The 17,276-nt window shown below is 62.7% G+C and carries 17 protein-coding genes and 1 pseudogene; all 18 read left to right on the top strand.

The features are described 5' to 3' along the window. Window positions 1-72: 72 nt before the first annotated feature. Window positions 73-1,683, top strand: a pseudogene (mshL, locus tag BN1127_RS05885) (pilus (MSHA type) biogenesis protein MshL); the annotation flags it as partial. A gap of 83 nt (window positions 1,684-1,766) precedes the next feature. Continuing rightward, on the top strand, window positions 1,767-2,657 hold the full coding sequence (locus tag BN1127_RS05890; protein ID WP_042648835.1) for an ExeA family protein: 891 nt from the start codon (window positions 1,767-1,769) through the stop codon (window positions 2,655-2,657). Then, the gene (locus BN1127_RS05895) at window positions 2,654-3,769 is read left to right on the top strand and encodes a tetratricopeptide repeat protein (RefSeq protein ID WP_042648836.1); all 1,116 of its coding nucleotides are present in this window, start codon (window positions 2,654-2,656) and stop codon (window positions 3,767-3,769) included. Before BN1127_RS05890 ends, BN1127_RS05895 begins: the two co-directional genes overlap by 4 nt. 32 nt (window positions 3,770-3,801) lie before the next feature. After that, window positions 3,802-5,514 (top strand): MSHA fimbrial ATPase MshE, encoded by a 1,713-nt coding sequence (gene mshE, locus BN1127_RS05900; protein ID WP_042648837.1) that lies wholly within the window; start codon window positions 3,802-3,804, stop codon window positions 5,512-5,514. A gap of 3 nt (window positions 5,515-5,517) precedes the next feature. Next, entirely contained in the window at window positions 5,518-6,738 is a 1,221-nt protein-coding gene (locus BN1127_RS05905; protein ID WP_042648838.1) for a type II secretion system F family protein, read from the top strand. 198 nt (window positions 6,739-6,936) lie between these two features. After that, a complete protein-coding gene (locus BN1127_RS05910) occupies window positions 6,937-7,398 on the top strand; it encodes a hypothetical protein (RefSeq protein ID WP_042648839.1) in 462 nt (153 codons plus the stop codon). A gap of 76 nt (window positions 7,399-7,474) precedes the next feature. Continuing rightward, window positions 7,475-8,134 carry a prepilin-type N-terminal cleavage/methylation domain-containing protein gene (locus tag BN1127_RS05915; RefSeq protein ID WP_042648840.1) on the top strand — a complete coding sequence of 220 codons (660 nt, stop codon included), beginning with the start codon at window positions 7,475-7,477 and terminating at the stop codon, window positions 8,132-8,134. 18 nt (window positions 8,135-8,152) lie between these two features. Then, window positions 8,153-8,593: a prepilin-type N-terminal cleavage/methylation domain-containing protein gene (locus BN1127_RS05920; RefSeq protein ID WP_042648841.1), complete on the top strand. Its 441-nt coding sequence runs from the start codon at window positions 8,153-8,155 to the stop codon at window positions 8,591-8,593. A 68-nt stretch (window positions 8,594-8,661) separates the two neighbouring features. After that, complete coding sequence (locus BN1127_RS05925; protein WP_042648842.1) at window positions 8,662-9,141, top strand: type II secretion system protein; 480 nt, start codon at window positions 8,662-8,664, stop codon at window positions 9,139-9,141. Beyond that, on the top strand, window positions 9,128-9,700 hold the full coding sequence (locus BN1127_RS05930) for a prepilin-type N-terminal cleavage/methylation domain-containing protein (RefSeq protein WP_042648843.1): 573 nt from the start codon (window positions 9,128-9,130) through the stop codon (window positions 9,698-9,700). Before BN1127_RS05925 ends, BN1127_RS05930 begins: the two co-directional genes overlap by 14 nt. Then, the gene (locus BN1127_RS05935; RefSeq protein WP_042648844.1) at window positions 9,700-10,479 is read left to right on the top strand and encodes a PilW family protein; all 780 of its coding nucleotides are present in this window, start codon (window positions 9,700-9,702) and stop codon (window positions 10,477-10,479) included. Before BN1127_RS05930 ends, BN1127_RS05935 begins: the two co-directional genes overlap by 1 nt. Next, window positions 10,469-10,930: a hypothetical protein gene (locus tag BN1127_RS05940; RefSeq protein WP_042648845.1), complete on the top strand. Its 462-nt coding sequence runs from the start codon at window positions 10,469-10,471 to the stop codon at window positions 10,928-10,930. Before BN1127_RS05935 ends, BN1127_RS05940 begins: the two co-directional genes overlap by 11 nt. Then, window positions 10,927-11,808 (top strand): hypothetical protein, encoded by an 882-nt coding sequence (locus BN1127_RS23060; RefSeq protein ID WP_042648846.1) that lies wholly within the window; start codon window positions 10,927-10,929, stop codon window positions 11,806-11,808. The genes BN1127_RS05940 and BN1127_RS23060 overlap by 4 nt, the downstream gene beginning before the upstream one ends. A gap of 131 nt (window positions 11,809-11,939) precedes the next feature. Then, window positions 11,940-13,922, top strand: coding sequence for a DUF6701 domain-containing protein (locus tag BN1127_RS05950; RefSeq protein ID WP_331418918.1), 1,983 nt, complete (start codon window positions 11,940-11,942; stop codon window positions 13,920-13,922). A gap of 216 nt (window positions 13,923-14,138) precedes the next feature. Beyond that, window positions 14,139-15,179: a rod shape-determining protein gene (locus BN1127_RS05955; protein WP_005308111.1), complete on the top strand. Its 1,041-nt coding sequence runs from the start codon at window positions 14,139-14,141 to the stop codon at window positions 15,177-15,179. A 41-nt stretch (window positions 15,180-15,220) separates the two neighbouring features. Beyond that, window positions 15,221-16,129: a rod shape-determining protein MreC gene (mreC, locus tag BN1127_RS05960; RefSeq protein ID WP_042648847.1), complete on the top strand. Its 909-nt coding sequence runs from the start codon at window positions 15,221-15,223 to the stop codon at window positions 16,127-16,129. Then, window positions 16,129-16,614: a rod shape-determining protein MreD gene (gene mreD, locus BN1127_RS05965; protein ID WP_005328018.1), complete on the top strand. Its 486-nt coding sequence runs from the start codon at window positions 16,129-16,131 to the stop codon at window positions 16,612-16,614. Before mreC ends, mreD begins: the two co-directional genes overlap by 1 nt. A 51-nt stretch (window positions 16,615-16,665) precedes the next feature. Further along, window positions 16,666-17,253 (top strand): Maf family protein, encoded by a 588-nt coding sequence (locus tag BN1127_RS05970; RefSeq protein WP_005328019.1) that lies wholly within the window; start codon window positions 16,666-16,668, stop codon window positions 17,251-17,253. Window positions 17,254-17,276: the final 23 nt, after the last annotated feature.

Here is a 17,276-nt window from a genome sequence, read left to right on the forward strand (position 1 = left end):
TGCCTCCTGCATGGAGACGCGATTAGATCACAGACGATCTGCCTGTTCAAATTTCATTAACAAAGTGCGATCCCGCCCTGGGTGCAGGCCAAAGACGCGCTCAAGCAGGCCATGAACGAGCAGACCCCGACCGCGCCGCTGACTACCCTGCCTCCCTCGGTGCAGAGCGAACTGCTGCAGCTCAACCGTCCCCAGCAGCCCCTGGCGGTTCCGGAGAAACGGCTGCGTATCGCGGCCCATGACGTCGATGCGGTGGAGTTCTTCGGTTCCCTGTTCAAGGGCTCCCGCTACAGCGTGGCCGTCCACCCCGGGGTGGCCGGTGCCATCTCGGTAGAATTGAAAGACGTGACCCTGCAGGAGGCGCTGGCCACGGTCGGCGACATGTACGGCTTCGACGTGCAGCGCAAGGGCAACGTGTTTCATGTCTATCCGGCGGGTCTGCGCACCGAGACCATCCCGGTCAACTATCTGATGATGGCCCGTCGCGGCCTCTCCCGGACTTCGGTCAGTACCGGCGGGGTGACCGCCAACGACAACAACAATAACGGCAACAACAACGTCGACAGCAGCGGCAACAATAACGGCGGCAACAACAACCTCGGCTCTTCCAACGGGGACAACGGCAACAGCAACAACAGCAACGGCACCCGGATCGAAACGGACAGCAACAACGACTACTGGACCGATCTGCGGGACGCCCTGCAGACCCTGATCGGTACGGGAGACGGACGAGCCGTCATCACCAGTCCCCAGGCGGGGCTGGTCACCGTGCGTGCCTATCCGAAAGAGCTGAAAGCGGTGCGCGAGTTTCTGGATCAGTCCGGCGAACACCTCAAGCGCCAGGTGGTGCTGGAGGCGCGGATCCTGGAGGTCTCCCTCAACGAGGGCTACGAGCAGGGGGTGGACTGGAGCGGCCTCTCCGCCAGCTGGGACGGCAACAAGGGCATCACGGGGGGCGGCTCCCTGCTCGACAGCCCCATCGCCTCGACCCCGAACCAGATCTTCAGGGCACTGGGGGGCGGCGCCGGTTTCACCATCTCCGATGGCAACTTCAACGTGGCGGTCAGCCTGCTCAAGACCCAGGGGGACGTGAACACCCTCTCGAGCCCGCGCGTCACCGCCACCAACAACCAGAAGGCGGTGATCAAGGTGGGGACAGACGAATACTTCGTCACCAACGCCTCGACCACCACCACCACCTCGGGCAACTCGGCGCCCATCGTCACGCCGAACGTGGAGCTGACCCCCTTCTTCTCCGGCATCGCCCTGGACGTTACCCCGCAGATCGACGAGGCAGGCCGGGTGCTGCTGCACATCCACCCCTCCGTCATCGACACCGAGGAGCAGAACAAGACCATCAACGTCGGCACGGCGGATCCCCTGGTGCTGCCGCTCGCCAAGAGCGCCATTCGTGAATCGGATACCGTGGTGCAGGCCAACAACGGCGACATCATCGTCATCGGCGGTCTGATGAAGACCGACAAGCAGGAGATCGTCAGCAAGGTGCCGCTGCTGGGGGACATCCCCTGGGTCGGCGAGGCCTTCACCAACCGCCGGGAGAGCACCAAGAAGGTCGAGCTGGTGATCCTGCTCAAGCCGACCGTGGTGGAGAAGGATACCTGGCAGCAGGAGCTGCAACGCTCCTCCGAGCTGCTCGACAAATGGTATCCGCCCAAGGGCTAAGCCATGAACCAGCATGCGATTGGCCTTGCCCCCTACGGCCCGTGGCTCTGTGCCACGACAGGCCCCCAGGCCGGTGACGACTCATGTACCTGAGTCACTTCGGCTTGCAGGAGGCGCCCTTCGGCCTGACCCCGAACACCGGCTTCTACTACGGCCTGCCTCCCCACGAGGAGGCCATGCAGGTGCTGAACTGGGCGCTGGCGCAGGGGGAGGGCTTCATCAAGGTGACCGGCGAGGTGGGCACCGGCAAGACACTGCTCTGCCGCAAGCTGCTGAGCGAGCTTGGCTCCGAGGCGTGCCCGGTGCGCCTGGCCTGGTTGCCCAATCCCCACCTCACCCCGGGGGAGCTGCGTACCGCCCTGGCCCTGGAACTGGGGTTGGCGGTGCAGGGAGAGAGCGAGCTGGATCTCACGGATCGCATCCATCGTCACCTCATCACCCTGCACCAGCAGGGGAGCCGGGTGGTGGTGCTGATCGACGAGGCGCAGGCCCTGCCGGACGAGACCCTGGAGGCCATCCGGCTGTTCGGCAACCTGGAGACGGAGTCCAGCAAGCTGTTGCAAATCGTGCTGTTCGGCCAGCCTGAGCTGGATGTCCGGCTGGCCAAGCCCCACCTGCGCCAGTTGCGCCAGCGCATCGGCTTCTCCTACTGCCTGCGGCCGCTGCGGTGCGACGAGACCCGGGCTTATCTGGAGCACAGGCTGCATGTCTCGGGCTATCGCGGGGCGGCGCTGTTTGGCGGCCCGGCCCTGCGCCTGCTGTGGCGGGCGTCCCGCGGCATTCCCCGGCTCATCAACGTGCTGGCCCAGAAGTGCCTGATGCTGGCCTATGGCCGCGGGGTGCGCCGGATCGACAGCGCCCTGGTGCGACTCGCCGTTCGCGATACCGACGACGCCCGCCGTGGCGCCTTGGTACGCTGGTGGCCCCTGTTGCTGCTGCTGGGTGCTGCCCTGACCTATGGAGTCTGGTCATGAGCGTGATCAATCAGATGCTCAAAGATCTGGAGCAGCGTCAGTCAGGATCCGAGGGCGCCGCCGTCTATGTGGCGCCGGTGCGTCAGCAGGGGTGGTGGATGCTGGTGCTGACCCTGTTGTGCACCCTGGCGCTGGCCATCCTCGGCTGGCGTACCTGGATCTACTGGCAGCAGAGCCAGCGGACGGCGCAGTCGACCGTTCAGTTGACTACCCGGCTCGTCCCGGCGAGCGGTGAGCAGACGCTGCCTGCCTCCTCTGCCGCCGAGGTGGTTGCCGTTGCCCCCGCACCCCAGGTGGCTGCTGCTTCCGGGGCGGTTGGGGTGGATGGCTCCATAGCGGCGAGGGCAAGCGACACCGCTGACCTGGCGCCGCAGACCCTGGCCGAGACGCCGCCAGAGGATGACGTCATCCCGAGCGACGAAGAGTTGCAGCCGGATCTCTATGCCGAGCTGGCGGCCGAGCAGGATGCCGAAGAGGCGCCAGTGCCGACAGCCCCGCGCAAGCCCGGAATCTTGAAGATAGAGACGGTGGAGCTCTCCGAGCCCGAGCTGGCGGCCCTGGCCGAGCGCAAGGCGACCACCGCCATGGCCAAGGGTCAGATGCAGGAAGCGCAGGACAACTACTACGAGGTGCTGGTCCATGACCCGCACAATCAGGGGGCGCGGGAACAGCTGGCTGGCCTGCTCTATGGGGCGGGACGGCTGGCGGAGGCCGGCCAGGTGCTGGAAGAGGGGTTGAGACTGGATCCCGAGCAGGCCGACCTGCGTCTGCTGCTGGCCCGGGTGGCCATCGGTGGCGGTGATCGCCAGAAGGCGCTGGACTGGCTGACCGGCTATCAACCGGATCTGGCCGCCAATCTGGATTACTACGCCACCTGGGCCGGGCTTGCCCAGGAGCTGGGTCAGCCTGCCCAGGCGTCGGAGCTCTACGTCAAGCTGCTGCGCCAGCAGCCGGATCAGGGGCGCTGGTGGCTGGGGCTCGGCGTGGCCGAGGATGGCCAGGGCCATCGCCAGCGTGCGCTGGATGCCTATCGTAACGCCCAGTTGCACGGGAACCTGGGCGAGGCCTCGACCCGCTGGCTGGAACAGCGAATTGCACAGCTTGCCCCCTGACGGGCAGCCGGGATCACTTTTTTGGAGTTTGCATGGCACAACCCAGACTGAAAATGCGCCTCGGCGACCTACTGGTACAGGAGCGGATCATCTCGGATGATCAGTTGCAGCTCGCCCTGCAGCAGCAGCGCCACACCGGCCGCAAGCTGGGCACCACCCTCATCGATCTCGGCTTCATCAGCGAGGTGCAACTGCTGACCTTCCTCGCCCGTCAGCTGGATGTGCCCTTCTTCGATCTCAACAACCTCACCATAGACGCCTCGGCCGTGACCCTGTTGCCCGAGGTGCAGGCGCGCCGCTACCGGGCGCTGGCGGTCAACCTCAGCGACGACAAGGTCACCGTGGTGATGTCGGATCCCGCCGACTTGAGCGCCCTCGATGCCATCGCCGCCCTGCTGAGTCCGCGGGAGCTGGTGCTGGCGGTGGCCCGGGAAGGCCAGTTGCTGGAGTATTTCGACCGCCTCTATCGCCGCACCCGGGAGATAGAGAACTTCGCGGTGCAGCTGCACGAGGAGCATCAGGAGACCGGCTTCGAGCTGGGTGCCAGCAGCCTCAACGCCGGGGCCGACGAGGGGGAGGCGACGGTGGCCAAGCTGCTGCGCTCCCTGTTCGAAGACGCGGTGCAGGTGGGAGCCTCGGACATTCATATCGAGCCGGACGAGAAGGTGCTGCGCATCCGCCAGCGCATCGACGGCGTGCTGCACGAGAACATCCTGAGCGAGGTGCGCATCGCCCAGGCGCTGGTGCTGCGTCTGAAGCTGGTGGCCGGGCTCGACATCTCGGAGAAGCGGCTGCCCCAGGATGGCCGCTTCGCCATGAAGGTACGCGGTCGTGACGTGGATGTGCGGATGTCCACCATGCCGGTGCAGTACGGGGAATCCGTGGTGATGCGGCTGCTGGATCAATCCACCGGCATACTGTCGCTGGCCGAGACCGGCATGCCACCCGCCATCCTGACCCGCTTCCGCCGCCAGCTCAAGCGCCCGCACGGCATGATACTGGTGACGGGGCCCACCGGCAGCGGCAAGACCACCACGCTCTATGGCGCCCTCTCCGAACTCAACCAGGCCAGCCACAAGATCATCACGGTGGAAGATCCGGTGGAGTACCGGCTGCCTCGCGTCAACCAGGTGCAGGTCAATCACAAGATCGGCCTCACCTTCTCCCAGGTGCTGCGTTCCACCCTGCGCCAGGATCCTGACATCCTGCTGGTGGGGGAGATGCGAGACAACGAGACGGTGGAGATTGGCCTGCGCGGTGCCATCACCGGCCATCTGGTGCTGACCACCTTGCACACCAACGACGCCGTCACCAGTGCCCTGCGCCTCATCGACATGGGGGCTCCCGGCTATCTGGTGGCGAGCGCCCTGCGGGCCGTGGTGGCCCAGCGGCTGGTGCGGCGAGTGTGCGAACACTGCGCTTGTGAGACGGCACCGGATGAGGGGCAGGCCACTTGGCTTGGCGCGCTCTCCGGCGAGATGCCGGGTCAGCACGTCTATCGCAAGGGGCGCGGCTGCCAGAGCTGCAACTTCACCGGCTATGCGGGCCGGATCGGGGTCTACGAGTTGCTGGAGCTGGATCAATCCATGATGGATGCCCTGCGTCGCAACGATGCCGAGGGCTTTGCCCGGGCGGCGCGCGAGCACGAGCACTACCGGCCGCTGGCCCTGACTGCCCTCGACTATGCCCGGGAGGGGATCACCTCGGTGGACGAGGTGCTGCGGCTGGCCGAGGATCTGGGCTAAGTCATGGGATCATTTGCGTACAAGGGCCGCGACAGCCAGGGCAATGCCGTCAACGGCGTGGTGGAGGCCGCCAGCGAGCTGGCCGCCGCCGAGCAACTGATGCGCCGTGGCGTGATGCCTATCGAGCTGAAGGCGGGCAAGGCCAGATCCGCCGCCATCGACTGGTCCCTGCTGCTGGAGGGGGGCGTCAAGCTGGAGGAGCTGGTGGTGTTCAGCCGCCAGATGTATGCCCTGACCCGGGCGGGCATCCCCATACTGCGTGCCATCGCCGGGCTGGAGGAGAGCGCCCACAGCAAGCCCCTCAAGCGGGCACTGCACGCCCTGGGGGAGGATCTTGGCAACGGGCGGCCGCTGTCGAGCTCGATGCAGGCTCACCCCAAGGTGTTCAGCAGCCTGTTCGTGGCCATCATCCACGTCGGCGAGAACACCGGCCAGCTGGAGGAGGCCTTCCTGCAGCTCGCCAACTATTTCGATCTGGAGCTGGAGACCCGCAAGCGGATCAAGACTGCCATGCGCTACCCCAGCTTCGTGATGATAGCCATCGGCATCGCCATGGTGATCCTCAACATCATGGTGATCCCGGTGTTTGCCGGCATGTTCGCCAAGTTCGGGGTAGAGCTGCCGCTCGCGACCCGGATCCTGCTCGCCACCTCCCACTTCTTCGTCCACTACTGGTGGCTGCTGCTCGCGATCTTGGTGGGAACGATCGTCGGCTGGCGGCGCTGGGTCGCCACGGCCCGGGGCAAGCTGACCTGGCACCGATGGCAGCTCAGGCTGCCCATCGTCGGCACCATCATAGAGCGCTCCCTGCTGGCCCGCTTCGCCCGCAGTTTCTCCATGATGCTCAAGGCCGGGGTGCCGCTGAACACGGCGCTGACCCTGGTGGCCGATGCGGTGGACAACGCCTGGATGGCGGGGCAGATCCGCGACATGCGGGGCGGTATCGAGCGAGGCGAGAGCCTGCTGCGCACCGCCGGCGCCAGCGGCCTGTTCACCCCTCTGGTGATGCAGATGATCGCGGTGGGGGAAGAGACGGGCCAGGTGGACGAGCTGCTGCACGAGGCGGCCGAGTATTACGAGCGGGAGGTGGATTATGACCTCAAGAGCCTCACCGCCCGCATCGAGCCGATCCTCATCGGCATAGTGGCCGTCATGGTGCTGGTGCTGGCGCTCGGTATCTTCACGCCCATGTGGGACATGATGCGAGCGGTTCGCGGCCAGTGATGTGGTTCAGCATCTTCACTCCTCCTGGTGGGGGACATGATGCGAGCGGTGCGCGGTCAGTAGGCGGTATCTTCACTCCCCTGATGGTGGGACATGATGCGAGCGGTGCGCGGTCAATGACAGGCCGCGGGATCTTCACTCCTCAAGGTAGGGGCCAGTGATGCATGCTGTTTGCGGTAGACAAGGGGCGAGAGAGGCATGAGCAGACAGACCGAGCAGGATGAGCGCTGGCTGGGGGGCTACAGGCGGATGGTCGTCTGTGCCCTGTTGCTGGTCATCCTTGGCACCCTGGCCCTGAGCTATCGCAGCCACAGGGCAGAGGCGCTGGCGGTCAGCCTGAGCCTGCTGGGGGAGCAGTTTGCCGAGCGGGCCCAGCGACTGCACGGGCGCTGGCTCGATGAGCGGCGACCCGCCGTGCTGCATGCAGAGGGGGTGGCCTGGCAGTTCGATGAACGGGGCTGGCCGCTGGCGGTGTTGCCGCTGCAGTCCCCGTCCGGGAACTGCCGCCAGCTCTGGTTGATGCTGATCGGCCCGGACGATCCGGGGTCGCCATCCTGGCAGGCCCTCGCCAGCCAGGATGGGGGCGGCTGCGAGTTTGGTTGGGAGGGGCATTGGTTGCGCTACAGTTTCAGCGATGGCCGGGTACTGTCAAAGCCGTGAGGCGATCTCTCAAGTGCTTCAGCCACATGATTTTTTTCTATCTGCATGAAATAATGCGGACCATTACGGAGGTAGCATGGCAGCAAAGAGAGTGAGCACCGGCCAGGGACCAGGTCAGATGGCCGGTTTTTCCCTGATAGAGCTGGTGATCGTCATCGTGATCCTGGGGATCCTGGCCGTCACCGCCTTGCCCCGTTTTCTCGACGTGACCGACGAGGCGAAGAAGGCCAGCGTGGAAGGGGTGTCCGGCGGTTTCGCCACCGGGGTCTCCCTGGTGCGGGCCCAGTGGGAAGCCGAGGGTCGTGCCAAGCAGGACAGCCTCAACACTGTGTTGTACGACGGTTCCCGTTTCTATCTGACCACGCCGACCGACAGCCAGGTCAGCAATGGCGAGCTCTCCCCCGGTTATCCCATGGACACGGCGGCGAGCGGCGCTCCCGATGTGGACCCGGCCAATCTGACGGCGACCCGCTGTCTCAATATTTGGGAGGGCTTGTTGCAGAATCCTCCCAAGGCTACTGCCAACTTTGACGAGGTGCGCGGTAGCGGCAATGACCTGAAGTTCTATGCCACGGTGAGCAACAATGGACTGGATTCGGTCTGCCGTTACTATCTGGTCAACAGCCTGAGCAAGGGAAGTGATGGGCGCTATCAGGACCCGCAAGGGAGCACCGATGCCTACATGAGTTTCAGTTACCGCCCGGCCTCCGGCCAGGTGACCACCCATATCAATTGATAAACCGAGGAAAACGTAATGAAAAAGCAGGCGGGTTTTACCCTGATCGAACTGGTGATCGTGATCATCATCCTGGGCATTCTGGCGGTCACCGCCGCGCCCAAGTTCCTGAATCTGCAGGATGACGCCAAGAAGTCTGCCGCGCAGGGCGTGCAGGCAGCAGTGAGCAGTTCGGCCCAGCTGGTCTATAGCAAGTCAGCTCTGGAAGGGGTTGAGCGTGAGCCTTCTGATGCGGTCAGCAGCAGCGACGGTACCAACATTGATGTTGTGTATGGCTATCCGGCGGCAACCGATGCAGGTATCAAGAATGCAGTCACCATTGACGGTTCTTGGAGTGGCAAGGTATCCAGCGCTGTTGGTAACTATGTGTTCTCCACCAGTAGCTCCAAATGCACCGTGAACTACAAAGAGGCGGATGATACTACCGCTGCAGTAACTACTCTTGTGGGCTGCGAATAATAATGTTGTGCTGGCGAGGCTTCGGCCTCGCTTTTTCTTTATCCACGATATTCCCGATGAGAGCGTGAATGACGACAGCCAAGGGCTTCACCCTGATAGAACTGGTGATCGTAATCCTGTTGCTCGGGATTCTGGCCGCCTTTGCCGTGCCCAAGTGGCTGGGCAAAGGCGGCTTTGAAACCCATACCCTGCGCGATGAAATGGTGGCCCGGCTGAGACTGGTGCAGACCATCAATATGAATGAGCCCTCTAATCCAGGCATTAATGGTGCCAGACAAACCTTTTTTCAGGTTAAACCGGGACAGTTTTGGCACTACTCTGTTGCACTGGCTGATGGAGCTGTCTCTGCGCCGATACACATCGTGAACACTGGCGTGTCGGTAACCCTAAACTGGCAATCTGACTTCGGTATTCGTTTCGATAAACACACCGGCCGCCCCCTCTCTCCGCCAACCTGCGTTCCTTATTGCGATCTGGTGGTGAGCGACGGTCGGGAGAGCGCCCGGCTGCGCATCGAACCCGAGGGCTATATCCATGCCCTCCCTTAAGGCCCGTCGCGGCTTCACCCTGATCGAATTCGTGGTCGGCATAGTGCTGCTGGCCATCGCGCTCACCGGCATTCTGGGGCTTCTCATCAATCAGGCGCCCCAGTCAGTGGATCCGGTGCAGCAGGTGCGGGCCGCCCAGCTGGCCCAGCGGATCCTGAACGAGGTGCTGCAAAAATCCTTCGATGAACACTCGGATCACAATGGCGGCCGTTTTCGCTGCGGCGAGACCGTCGGCACGCCTCCCGAGATCTATCCCGCCTGCACCCCAGTCGCCGATTACGGTCCGGATGGGGGTGAGACGCGCCCCTACGCCTTCAACGACGTGGATGATTTCGATACTGCGGGTAACTGGGTGGACGCCAACCAGTTCACCCAGAGCTCTGCCAGCGCCAGCGACGAGGAGTATCGCCACTATCAGCTGAAGATCCGTGTCACGGCTGATGACCTGTTTGCCAGTGCAGGCAAGGGTGCCTCGTCCATCGGCAAGCGTATCGAGTTGACGGTGCGGCTGCCTGATCGCAGTGAAGTCGAGTTTGCGCTCTACCGGGGTAACTACTGATGAGCCAGCGCATTGCACGGGGCTTCACCCTGGTGGAACTGGTGATGGTGATCTTGTTGCTCGGAGTGATGGCCACCTTTACCAGCCAGTTTATCGGTATCGGCACCCAGATTTACGGGGATGCCAGCCGCCGGGAGCAGCTGATGAGCGATGCCCGCTTCGCCCTGGAGCGGCTCAACCGCGAGCTGCGCGATGCGGTGCCGGGCTCGGTGCGCATCGAGGATGAGGCGGGCAACCCTCTGGATCAGGGGGCCTGTCTGCGCTTCTGGCCCATCGCCACCGCCAGCCGCTATCTGGGCTCCGCGGCCAGCGCCGGGCTCACCATAGTGGTGCCGGACGTGCTGCCCGAGCGGAATAAGGACCTGGCCATCGTCTATCCCCTTGCCGATCCGAATATCACCCTGGAGCAGGGGTGCCTCCATGGCAACTGTGTGGCCAGCGTCACCTCTGTTGGGGCATCCGTGTCGGGGGCGCTACCGCTGACGGTGGATGGCTCCTTCGCCAAGGAGTCGCCGGGGCAGCGTATCTATTTTGCCCGCCAACAGGTGCGTTACTGCGTGATGAATGCCGCCCTGACCCGAGCCAGCGCCGCTATCGGCACTGACATTCGCGGGAGCACACCGGTCCTGATGGCCGAGCATATCCGTTTTTCGCCCTATTACTTCTACCGTGAGCCCGCCGCTTTCAATCAGAGCGAGGTGGGGTTGCGGATGGAGTTCGAGCAGCGCGGCGAGCGCGTCCTCTTCAACCACAAGCTGGAGACGCTCAATGTTCCCTAGGCCCCCTCGCAGGCAGGCGCCCCAGCGCGGCAGCGCCATCATGATCGCGCTCTTCGTCATTGTCGTCATGGCTCTGCTGGCGGCGGCCATGGGCCGCTTCCTGGTGGACAGCGGCGAGAAGAATACGGTGGAGGTGCGCGGGGTGCGTGCCCTGATGGCGGCCCAGAGCGGGCTGGAGGTGGGTCTCTACCGCCTCTACCCCAATGATCACTGGGGCGCGCAACAGTGCGTCGCCCTGACATCCATCCCCTTTGCAGTCCCGGGGCTGGTGGATTGCAACGTGGTACTGACCTGCAAGCCGGTGGTGGTCAGTGTGGCTGGGGTCACCCAGACCGGTTACCGCTTTCAGAGCACGGGCGCCTGCGGTCGTCGCGATCTGAACAATCCCAGTCCGGACTTTGCCGTCAGCCGCACCCTGGTGGCGGAAGCCTTTGATGGGGTGAATCCATGACGCGCTGGCTATTGGCTCTCACGCTACTGTCTGGCGTGGCTCATGGCTTTGAGACCATAGACAACAATCTCTATTTCCCTGCCGTTGCCCAGGGTCACCGCGGCAATACGAGTGCCTCTTGCAATGGCCTGGGCTATCCCGCATTGACCCAGAACAATCAGGCCAAGATCACCGGGACCGGAGGGGTGGCCTTGAATTTTTGCGCCTCGAATCAGGGTTCTGGCATGCCGCTGGATGCGTGCGACAATGCCAATGGCTCGCGTCGGCTCTGCACCATCACCGGAAACCCGATACGTGGATTGGCTACCTCGGGGGATAACAGCTTCCTGAGCAGTTCGGGCAGTGATGGTGACATCGGTCACTGTAATAGTGGGCAGCAATTGACGCTGGGTAGTGCCAGCCAATACCAGTTCGGGACTATCAGCCTCTACAGTGCCTGCACCCTGACTTTCTCCAGCACCCGTCAAGAGTACAGAATCCAGTCTCTCGCTTTGGGGGGAGCAAAAGTGGTACTGCCCGCCGGGGATTATTGGATAGACAGACTCGTCGTCAATCAGGGCGGGGAGATTGAAACCCGGGGCAATGTACGTATCTTCGTCAACGCGGTGGAGTTTAATGGCGGGCGTCTCAACGCGGCCAAGACGGGATCTGTGCTGCTGTTTGGATACCAGAATGTCAATTTGAATGGTGAAAGCCTGGTCAACGGCCTGGTATATGCCGATCAGGCATTGAACATGAATAACGCGAGCGTTATCAACGGTAGAACGACCAGTCGCTCCCTGTTTATGTCTGGCACCACCGCCATAAATGACAAGATGTCCCCCCCGTCACCGCGGCGATCGATCACTTCGAGTTTGACCACAGCGGCAATGCCCTGACCTGCAACCCGGAGACCCTGACTATCCGTGCCTGCGCCAATGCCAGCTGCAGCCAGCTGTTCACGGACCCGGTGAGCGCCGCCCTGATACCGGCAAAGAGTGGCAGCAATGGCTGGATAGCGAGCGGTCAGGTGAGCTACAACGGCAGCAGCGCCATGGTGAGCTTCAGTGGTGGCAGCACGTCCCTGCAACTACGCAACAACTTGTCAGGAGCTGTGACCGTTGGGGTGAGCGGTTCAACTCCGTCCACCAACCCCCTGAACACCACCCTGTGCCGGGCGGGTAGCGGGGCGTTGAGCGCCGCCGCCTGTACCCTGAGCTTTGCCGACAGCGGCTTCGTGTTCGACGTGCTGGATACCCTGGCCAACAAGCCACAACAGGTGGTGATGACGGCGGTCAAGAAAGACGATGTGAGCCAGCAGTGCGTGCCCGGTTTTAAGCAGCAGAGTAAAAGAATCAGCTTCTGGAGTGATTACAAAGAGCCTGCGACCAATCTCTTTGGCAGTCAGATAAGGATTGATAATACGGCCATTGCCACCGCGGCCGGGACTCCGAGTACCATGGTTCTCTATTTCAATGAGCAGGGTGAAACCACGCTGAAGGATGTGCGTTACCTGGACGCGGGCAGGGTGCAGCTCAATGCCCGCCACGATGGTAGTGGCGACACAGCAGGGCTGGTGATGACGGGGGCGGATGCCTTCGTCAGCCGCCCCGTGGGACTTTGCATCAAGGCCCCGCAGGGGGAATGTATCCGCAGCGCCAATGCGGGCAATGCTGACTACGCCGCCAACTGCCCGGTATTCAAGAAAACCGGGGAGACCTTCTCACTGAATATCCAGGGCGTGGCCTGGCAGGCCGATAACGACACCGATCTTTGCAGCGGCAATCTGGCGACCCCTAACTTCGCGCTGACCAATATCGTGCTCGGCAGCAAGCTGGTGGCCCCTAAACCCGGTGAGGAGGCGGTGGTCGGCACGCCCCGCTATGACCACTCAAACGCAATAGGCAGCAACAACCTCAACATCGTCAGCCAATCGGTCAATGAGGTCGGGGTCTTCCAGATGACGGCGACGCCGCCGGCCTCAGGCTACTTCGGTTACACCATCCCCGCCGCCACCAGTGTGCCTCTTGGTCGCTTCGTCCCCAGCGAATACAGCCTGAGCGGGGGTTTTATCACACCGGCCTGCACGCCGTTCAGCTACATGGGACAACCCTTCGCCAGCGGTTTTGCCATCACGGCCCGTAACGCACAGCAGGGCACCACCCTGAATTACAAAGGTGAGTTTGCCAAAGGCAGCGTCAGCTTGGTCGCGGAAAACGGAAACGATGGGGTGGATCGCTCTGCCCGTATCGGTATGGCTCCGGGTTTGAGCTGGGTGGGTGGGGTTGCCAGCGTCAATCAACAGGCGATCCCGCTGGCCAATACCCGCTTCGATCGCGGCGCCAGCGCCGAGGATCCGCTGCCGTCGCTCGATTTCGGGGTCAAGATGGCTGACAACGACGGCGGTTATACACTGTTGGCTGGCGTAGACATGAAAGCTGATGGAGCCGGTACCTGTGGGAGCAACTGCAACGCTGTCAAAATTGGGAGCCAGCAACTGCGTTACGGCCGCCTGCTGGCCAGTACCAGACAAGGGGTCGCCAGCGCCCCGTTGGCGCTGCCACTGCAGGCGCAATATTTCGAAGGGGGCCTGTGGCGAGTCAATCAGCAGGATGTGTGTACCCAGATCTCTCTAGCCAATAATGGTTTTGATCCGACAACCCGCCTGGATCCGACGCGCAAGATCAGTTTCAACAACGGTTCTTATGAGGTCACGGGTCAGGTACCAGGAACCATGCCGCCGCAATCTTTCAGTAGCACTTTGACGCTCAGTGGTTTGGCTGCGCCAGCCAGTGTAGCGACGGCAAACAAAGGTGAGTTCTTGCTGCATTTTTCCGCACCAGTTCCGAATTTGGCTGTTCGTATCCCCTATCAGGTAGTGCTCGAGAACCAGCTGTTGCAACCATCCGCCCCGCTCTGGCTTTCCGACCCGAATAGCCTGCTGGGTGAGGCCATTTTCGGTCGGGACAGGGGCAACGATCGCATTATTTATCGCCGCGAAGTGATGCCCTGAAAATGATATGGGGACGGGGAGAGGGGCGCTTTGGGGTGAGCCTGCGTCTTATCTCCTTGTTTCGTAGTGTTTGTCGGCCTGAGCGGGTGAGTGATGACTCGCATTTTTGTCGCGCTTGATTGACTGGCGACAGTTTGAGCGCTTGCCCATTGGGGTGGGCATTGGTAAAGTTAGCCGGTTTTCTGCACCTCCAAATTCTTAGGATTTCCCGTAGCCATGTTCAAAAAGCTCAGAGGCGTCTTTTCCAACGATCTGTCGATCGATTTGGGAACTGCCAACACCCTGATCTACGTAAAAGATCAAGGGATCGTCCTTAACGAACCCTCAGTTGTCGCCATTCGCCAAGAGCGCGGGAACGCCAAATCGGTCGCTGCCGTCGGTCATGCCGCCAAGCAGATGCTGGGTCGTACCCCAGGCAACATCTCCGCCATTCGTCCGATGAAAGACGGCGTGATCGCCGATTTCTACGTGACCGAGAAGATGCTGCAGCACTTCATCAAGCAGGTTCACGACAACAACTATTTCCGCCCCAGCCCCCGTGTGCTGGTGTGCGTGCCGTGCGGCTCCACCCAGGTCGAGCGCCGTGCCATCAAGGAATCCGCGCTGGGCGCCGGTGCCCGCGAGGTCTACCTGATCGATGAACCCATGGCCGCCGCCATCGGTGCCGGCCTGCCGGTCTCCGAAGCGACCGGTTCCATGGTGGTGGACATCGGTGGTGGTACCACAGAAGTGGCCATCATCTCCCTGAACGGGGTGGTCTACTCCCAGTCCGTGCGCATCGGTGGCGACAAGTTTGATGAAGCCATCATCAGCTACGTGCGCCGCAACTACGGCAGCCTGATCGGGGAAGCCACCGCCGAGCGCATCAAGCACGAGATCGGCTCCGCCTACCCGGGCGAAGAGGTGCGCGAGATCGAAGTCCGTGGTCGTAACCTGGCCGAAGGGGTACCGCGCAGCTTCACCCTGAACTCCAACGAGATCCTGGAAGCGCTGCAAGAGCCGCTGTCCGGCATCGTCTCTGCCGTCATGGTCGCCCTGGAGCAGTCCCCGCCCGAGCTGGCGTCCGACATCTCCGAGCGCGGCATGGTGCTGACCGGTGGTGGCGCCCTGCTCAAAGACATCGACCGTCTGCTGATGGAAGAGACCGGCATCCCGGTCGTCGTGGCTGAAGATCCCCTCACCTGTGTCGCCCGTGGCGGTGGCAAGGCGCTGGAACTGATCGATATGCACGGTGGCGATCTGTTCCACTACGAATAAGACCCAAAGCCGGCCGAGCGCCGGCTCTTTTTTGACGACTCATGAAACCCATCTTTGGTAGAGGCCCTTCGCTTCAGTTACGGTTGTTTCTCGCCGTCATCATCTCTGTCGCTGCCATCGTCGCGGATTCCCGCTTCGGTGTGTTCACGCATGTCCGCGTCTATCTGAGTTCGCTGGTCAGCCCGCTGCAATACATCGCCAATGCGCCCGGTACCCTGCTCGACACCATGTCGACTCAGGTACAGACCCGATCCAGCCTGATCGAGCAGACCAAGCAGCAGGAGCAGCAACTGCTCACCCTGCGCTCCCGCCTGCTCAAGCTGGATCAGCTGGAGCATGAGAACCAGCGGCTGCGCGAACTGCTCGGTTCGCCTGTGCACAAGGAGTCCCGCAAGATGGTGGCCGAGCTGCTGTCGGTGGATTCCGACCCCTTCAGCCATCAGGTGCTGATCAACAAGGGGGCGCTGGATGGCGTCTATAACGGCCAGCCGGTGATCAACGATCAGGGGGTGGTCGGCCAGGTGCTGCACGTGGGTTCCACCACCAGCCGAGTCCTGCTCATCACCGACTCCAGCCACGGCATCCCGGTGCGGGTGCTGCGCAACGATCTGCGCGCCATCGCCTCCGGCAGTGGCGAGCTGGACAAGCTGGAGCTGCGCAACCTGCCGCGCAACACCGACGTCCAGGTTGGCGATCTGCTGGTCACCTCGGGCCTCGGCGGCCGCTTCCCGGAAGGCTATCCGGTGGCGACCGTGACCCGATCCGATTACGTGGAGGGCAAGCCCTTCGCCCAGATCGAGGCCAAGCCGCTGGTGGCGCTGGACAGGTTGCGTTACCTGCTGCTGCTGTGGACCGACAAGAAGCCGGAAGTGCATGACGACGATGCCCTGGCGCCTGCCGCGACGCCCTCTGCGGCGACGGCTACCTCGGCGGCGGAGGCGACGCGCTGATGCTGCAACCCGCCAGCGGCAGGATCTGGATCTGGATCTCGATCCTGCTGGCCCTGTGTCTCTCGATCCTGCCGCTTCCCTTTCAATTCGAACCCTTCCGGCCGGACTGGCTCGCCATGGTCCTCATCTATTGGGCGCTGGCGCTGCCGCATCGGGCCAACGTCGGCACCGCCTGGGTGGCTGGCTTGCTGCTGGACGTGCTGCTCGGCAGCACGCTCGGCGTGAGGGCCATGGCCATGGCCATCACCACCTATCTGGCGGCCTTCCAGTTCCAGAAGATCCGCAACTTCTCCCTCTGGCAGCAGGCGTTGATCATCGGTCTGCTCTCCCTGGTGGGCAAGATCACCGTGTTCTGGGCCGAGCACCTGTTCAGCCGTGCCAGTCTCAATCTGGCCTATTTTTGGTCGACGTTGACGACGATGTTAATATGGCCCTGGATTTTTATGGTCTTGCGCAAGGTACGCCGTCGCTTCAATATCAAGTGAACATGAGCAAAAACAACGGATTGTAACTGCGTCTCGCCTCATTGAGTGAATATGAACAAGCACAACGAACTGCAACTCTATCTCGCCTCGGGCTCACCCCGCCGGCATGAACTGCTGACCCAGCTGGGCTACCGCTTCGAGGTGCTCAGGCTGGATGTGCCCGAGCAGCGGGACGCGGGCGAAAAGCCCCAGGATTACGTCTGCCGGCTGGCCCGTGACAAGGCGATGGCCGGTGTGGCCGCGGCCCCGACCGCATTGCCGGTGCTGGGCGCCGACACCATAGTGGTGCTGGGAGACAGGGTGCTGGAGAAACCCTCCGACCTGCTCGATGCCAAAGACATGCTGGAAGCGCTCTCCGGCAAGGTCCATCAGGTGATGACGGCGGTGGCACTGGCTACCCCGGATCGCTGCGATGTGCGGTTGGTGACCACCAATGTGGCATTCCGCAAGCTGGACGAGGCCGAGATCGAGGCCTACTGGCGCACCGGTGAACCCTGTGACAAGGCCGGTGCCTATGCCATCCAGGGAATAGCCGGCAAGTTCGTCAGCCGCATCGAGGGGAGCTACAGCGCCGTGGTCGGCCTGCCCCTGCTGGAGACGGATCTGTTGATCAAGCAGCACCTCGAGCAGACTCGGTAATCCCCTCGTCAGCAGTTCGCTGC

This window comes from Aeromonas media, assembly GCF_000819985.1.
GTDB classification, from domain to species: domain Bacteria; phylum Pseudomonadota; class Gammaproteobacteria; order Enterobacterales; family Aeromonadaceae; genus Aeromonas; species Aeromonas media.

Bases quoted from the DNA above. Each gene is read 5' to 3' on its own strand.
- mreC (WP_042648847.1), top strand. From the start codon at position 15,221: ATGAAACCCATCTTTGGTAGAGGCCCTTCGCTTCAGTTACGGTTGTTT.
- BN1127_RS05970 (WP_005328019.1), top strand. From the start codon at position 16,666: ATGAACAAGCACAACGAACTGCAACTCTATCTCGCCTCGGGCTCACCC.
- BN1127_RS05915 (WP_042648840.1), top strand. From the start codon at position 7,475: ATGGCAGCAAAGAGAGTGAGCACCGGCCAGGGACCAGGTCAGATGGCC.
- BN1127_RS05905 (WP_042648838.1), top strand. From the start codon at position 5,518: ATGGGATCATTTGCGTACAAGGGCCGCGACAGCCAGGGCAATGCCGTC.
- BN1127_RS05930 (WP_042648843.1), top strand. From the start codon at position 9,128: ATGCCCTCCCTTAAGGCCCGTCGCGGCTTCACCCTGATCGAATTCGTG.
- BN1127_RS05910 (WP_042648839.1), top strand. From the start codon at position 6,937: ATGAGCAGACAGACCGAGCAGGATGAGCGCTGGCTGGGGGGCTACAGG.
- BN1127_RS05935 (WP_042648844.1), top strand. From the start codon at position 9,700: ATGAGCCAGCGCATTGCACGGGGCTTCACCCTGGTGGAACTGGTGATG.
- BN1127_RS05890 (WP_042648835.1), top strand. From the start codon at position 1,767: ATGTACCTGAGTCACTTCGGCTTGCAGGAGGCGCCCTTCGGCCTGACC.
- BN1127_RS23060 (WP_042648846.1), top strand. From the start codon at position 10,927: ATGACGCGCTGGCTATTGGCTCTCACGCTACTGTCTGGCGTGGCTCAT.
- BN1127_RS05955 (WP_005308111.1), top strand. From the start codon at position 14,139: ATGTTCAAAAAGCTCAGAGGCGTCTTTTCCAACGATCTGTCGATCGAT.
- mreD (WP_005328018.1), top strand. From the start codon at position 16,129: ATGCTGCAACCCGCCAGCGGCAGGATCTGGATCTGGATCTCGATCCTG.
- BN1127_RS05925 (WP_042648842.1), top strand. From the start codon at position 8,662: ATGACGACAGCCAAGGGCTTCACCCTGATAGAACTGGTGATCGTAATC.
- BN1127_RS05895 (WP_042648836.1), top strand. From the start codon at position 2,654: ATGAGCGTGATCAATCAGATGCTCAAAGATCTGGAGCAGCGTCAGTCA.
- BN1127_RS05940 (WP_042648845.1), top strand. From the start codon at position 10,469: ATGTTCCCTAGGCCCCCTCGCAGGCAGGCGCCCCAGCGCGGCAGCGCC.
- BN1127_RS05920 (WP_042648841.1), top strand. From the start codon at position 8,153: ATGAAAAAGCAGGCGGGTTTTACCCTGATCGAACTGGTGATCGTGATC.
- mshE (WP_042648837.1), top strand. From the start codon at position 3,802: ATGGCACAACCCAGACTGAAAATGCGCCTCGGCGACCTACTGGTACAG.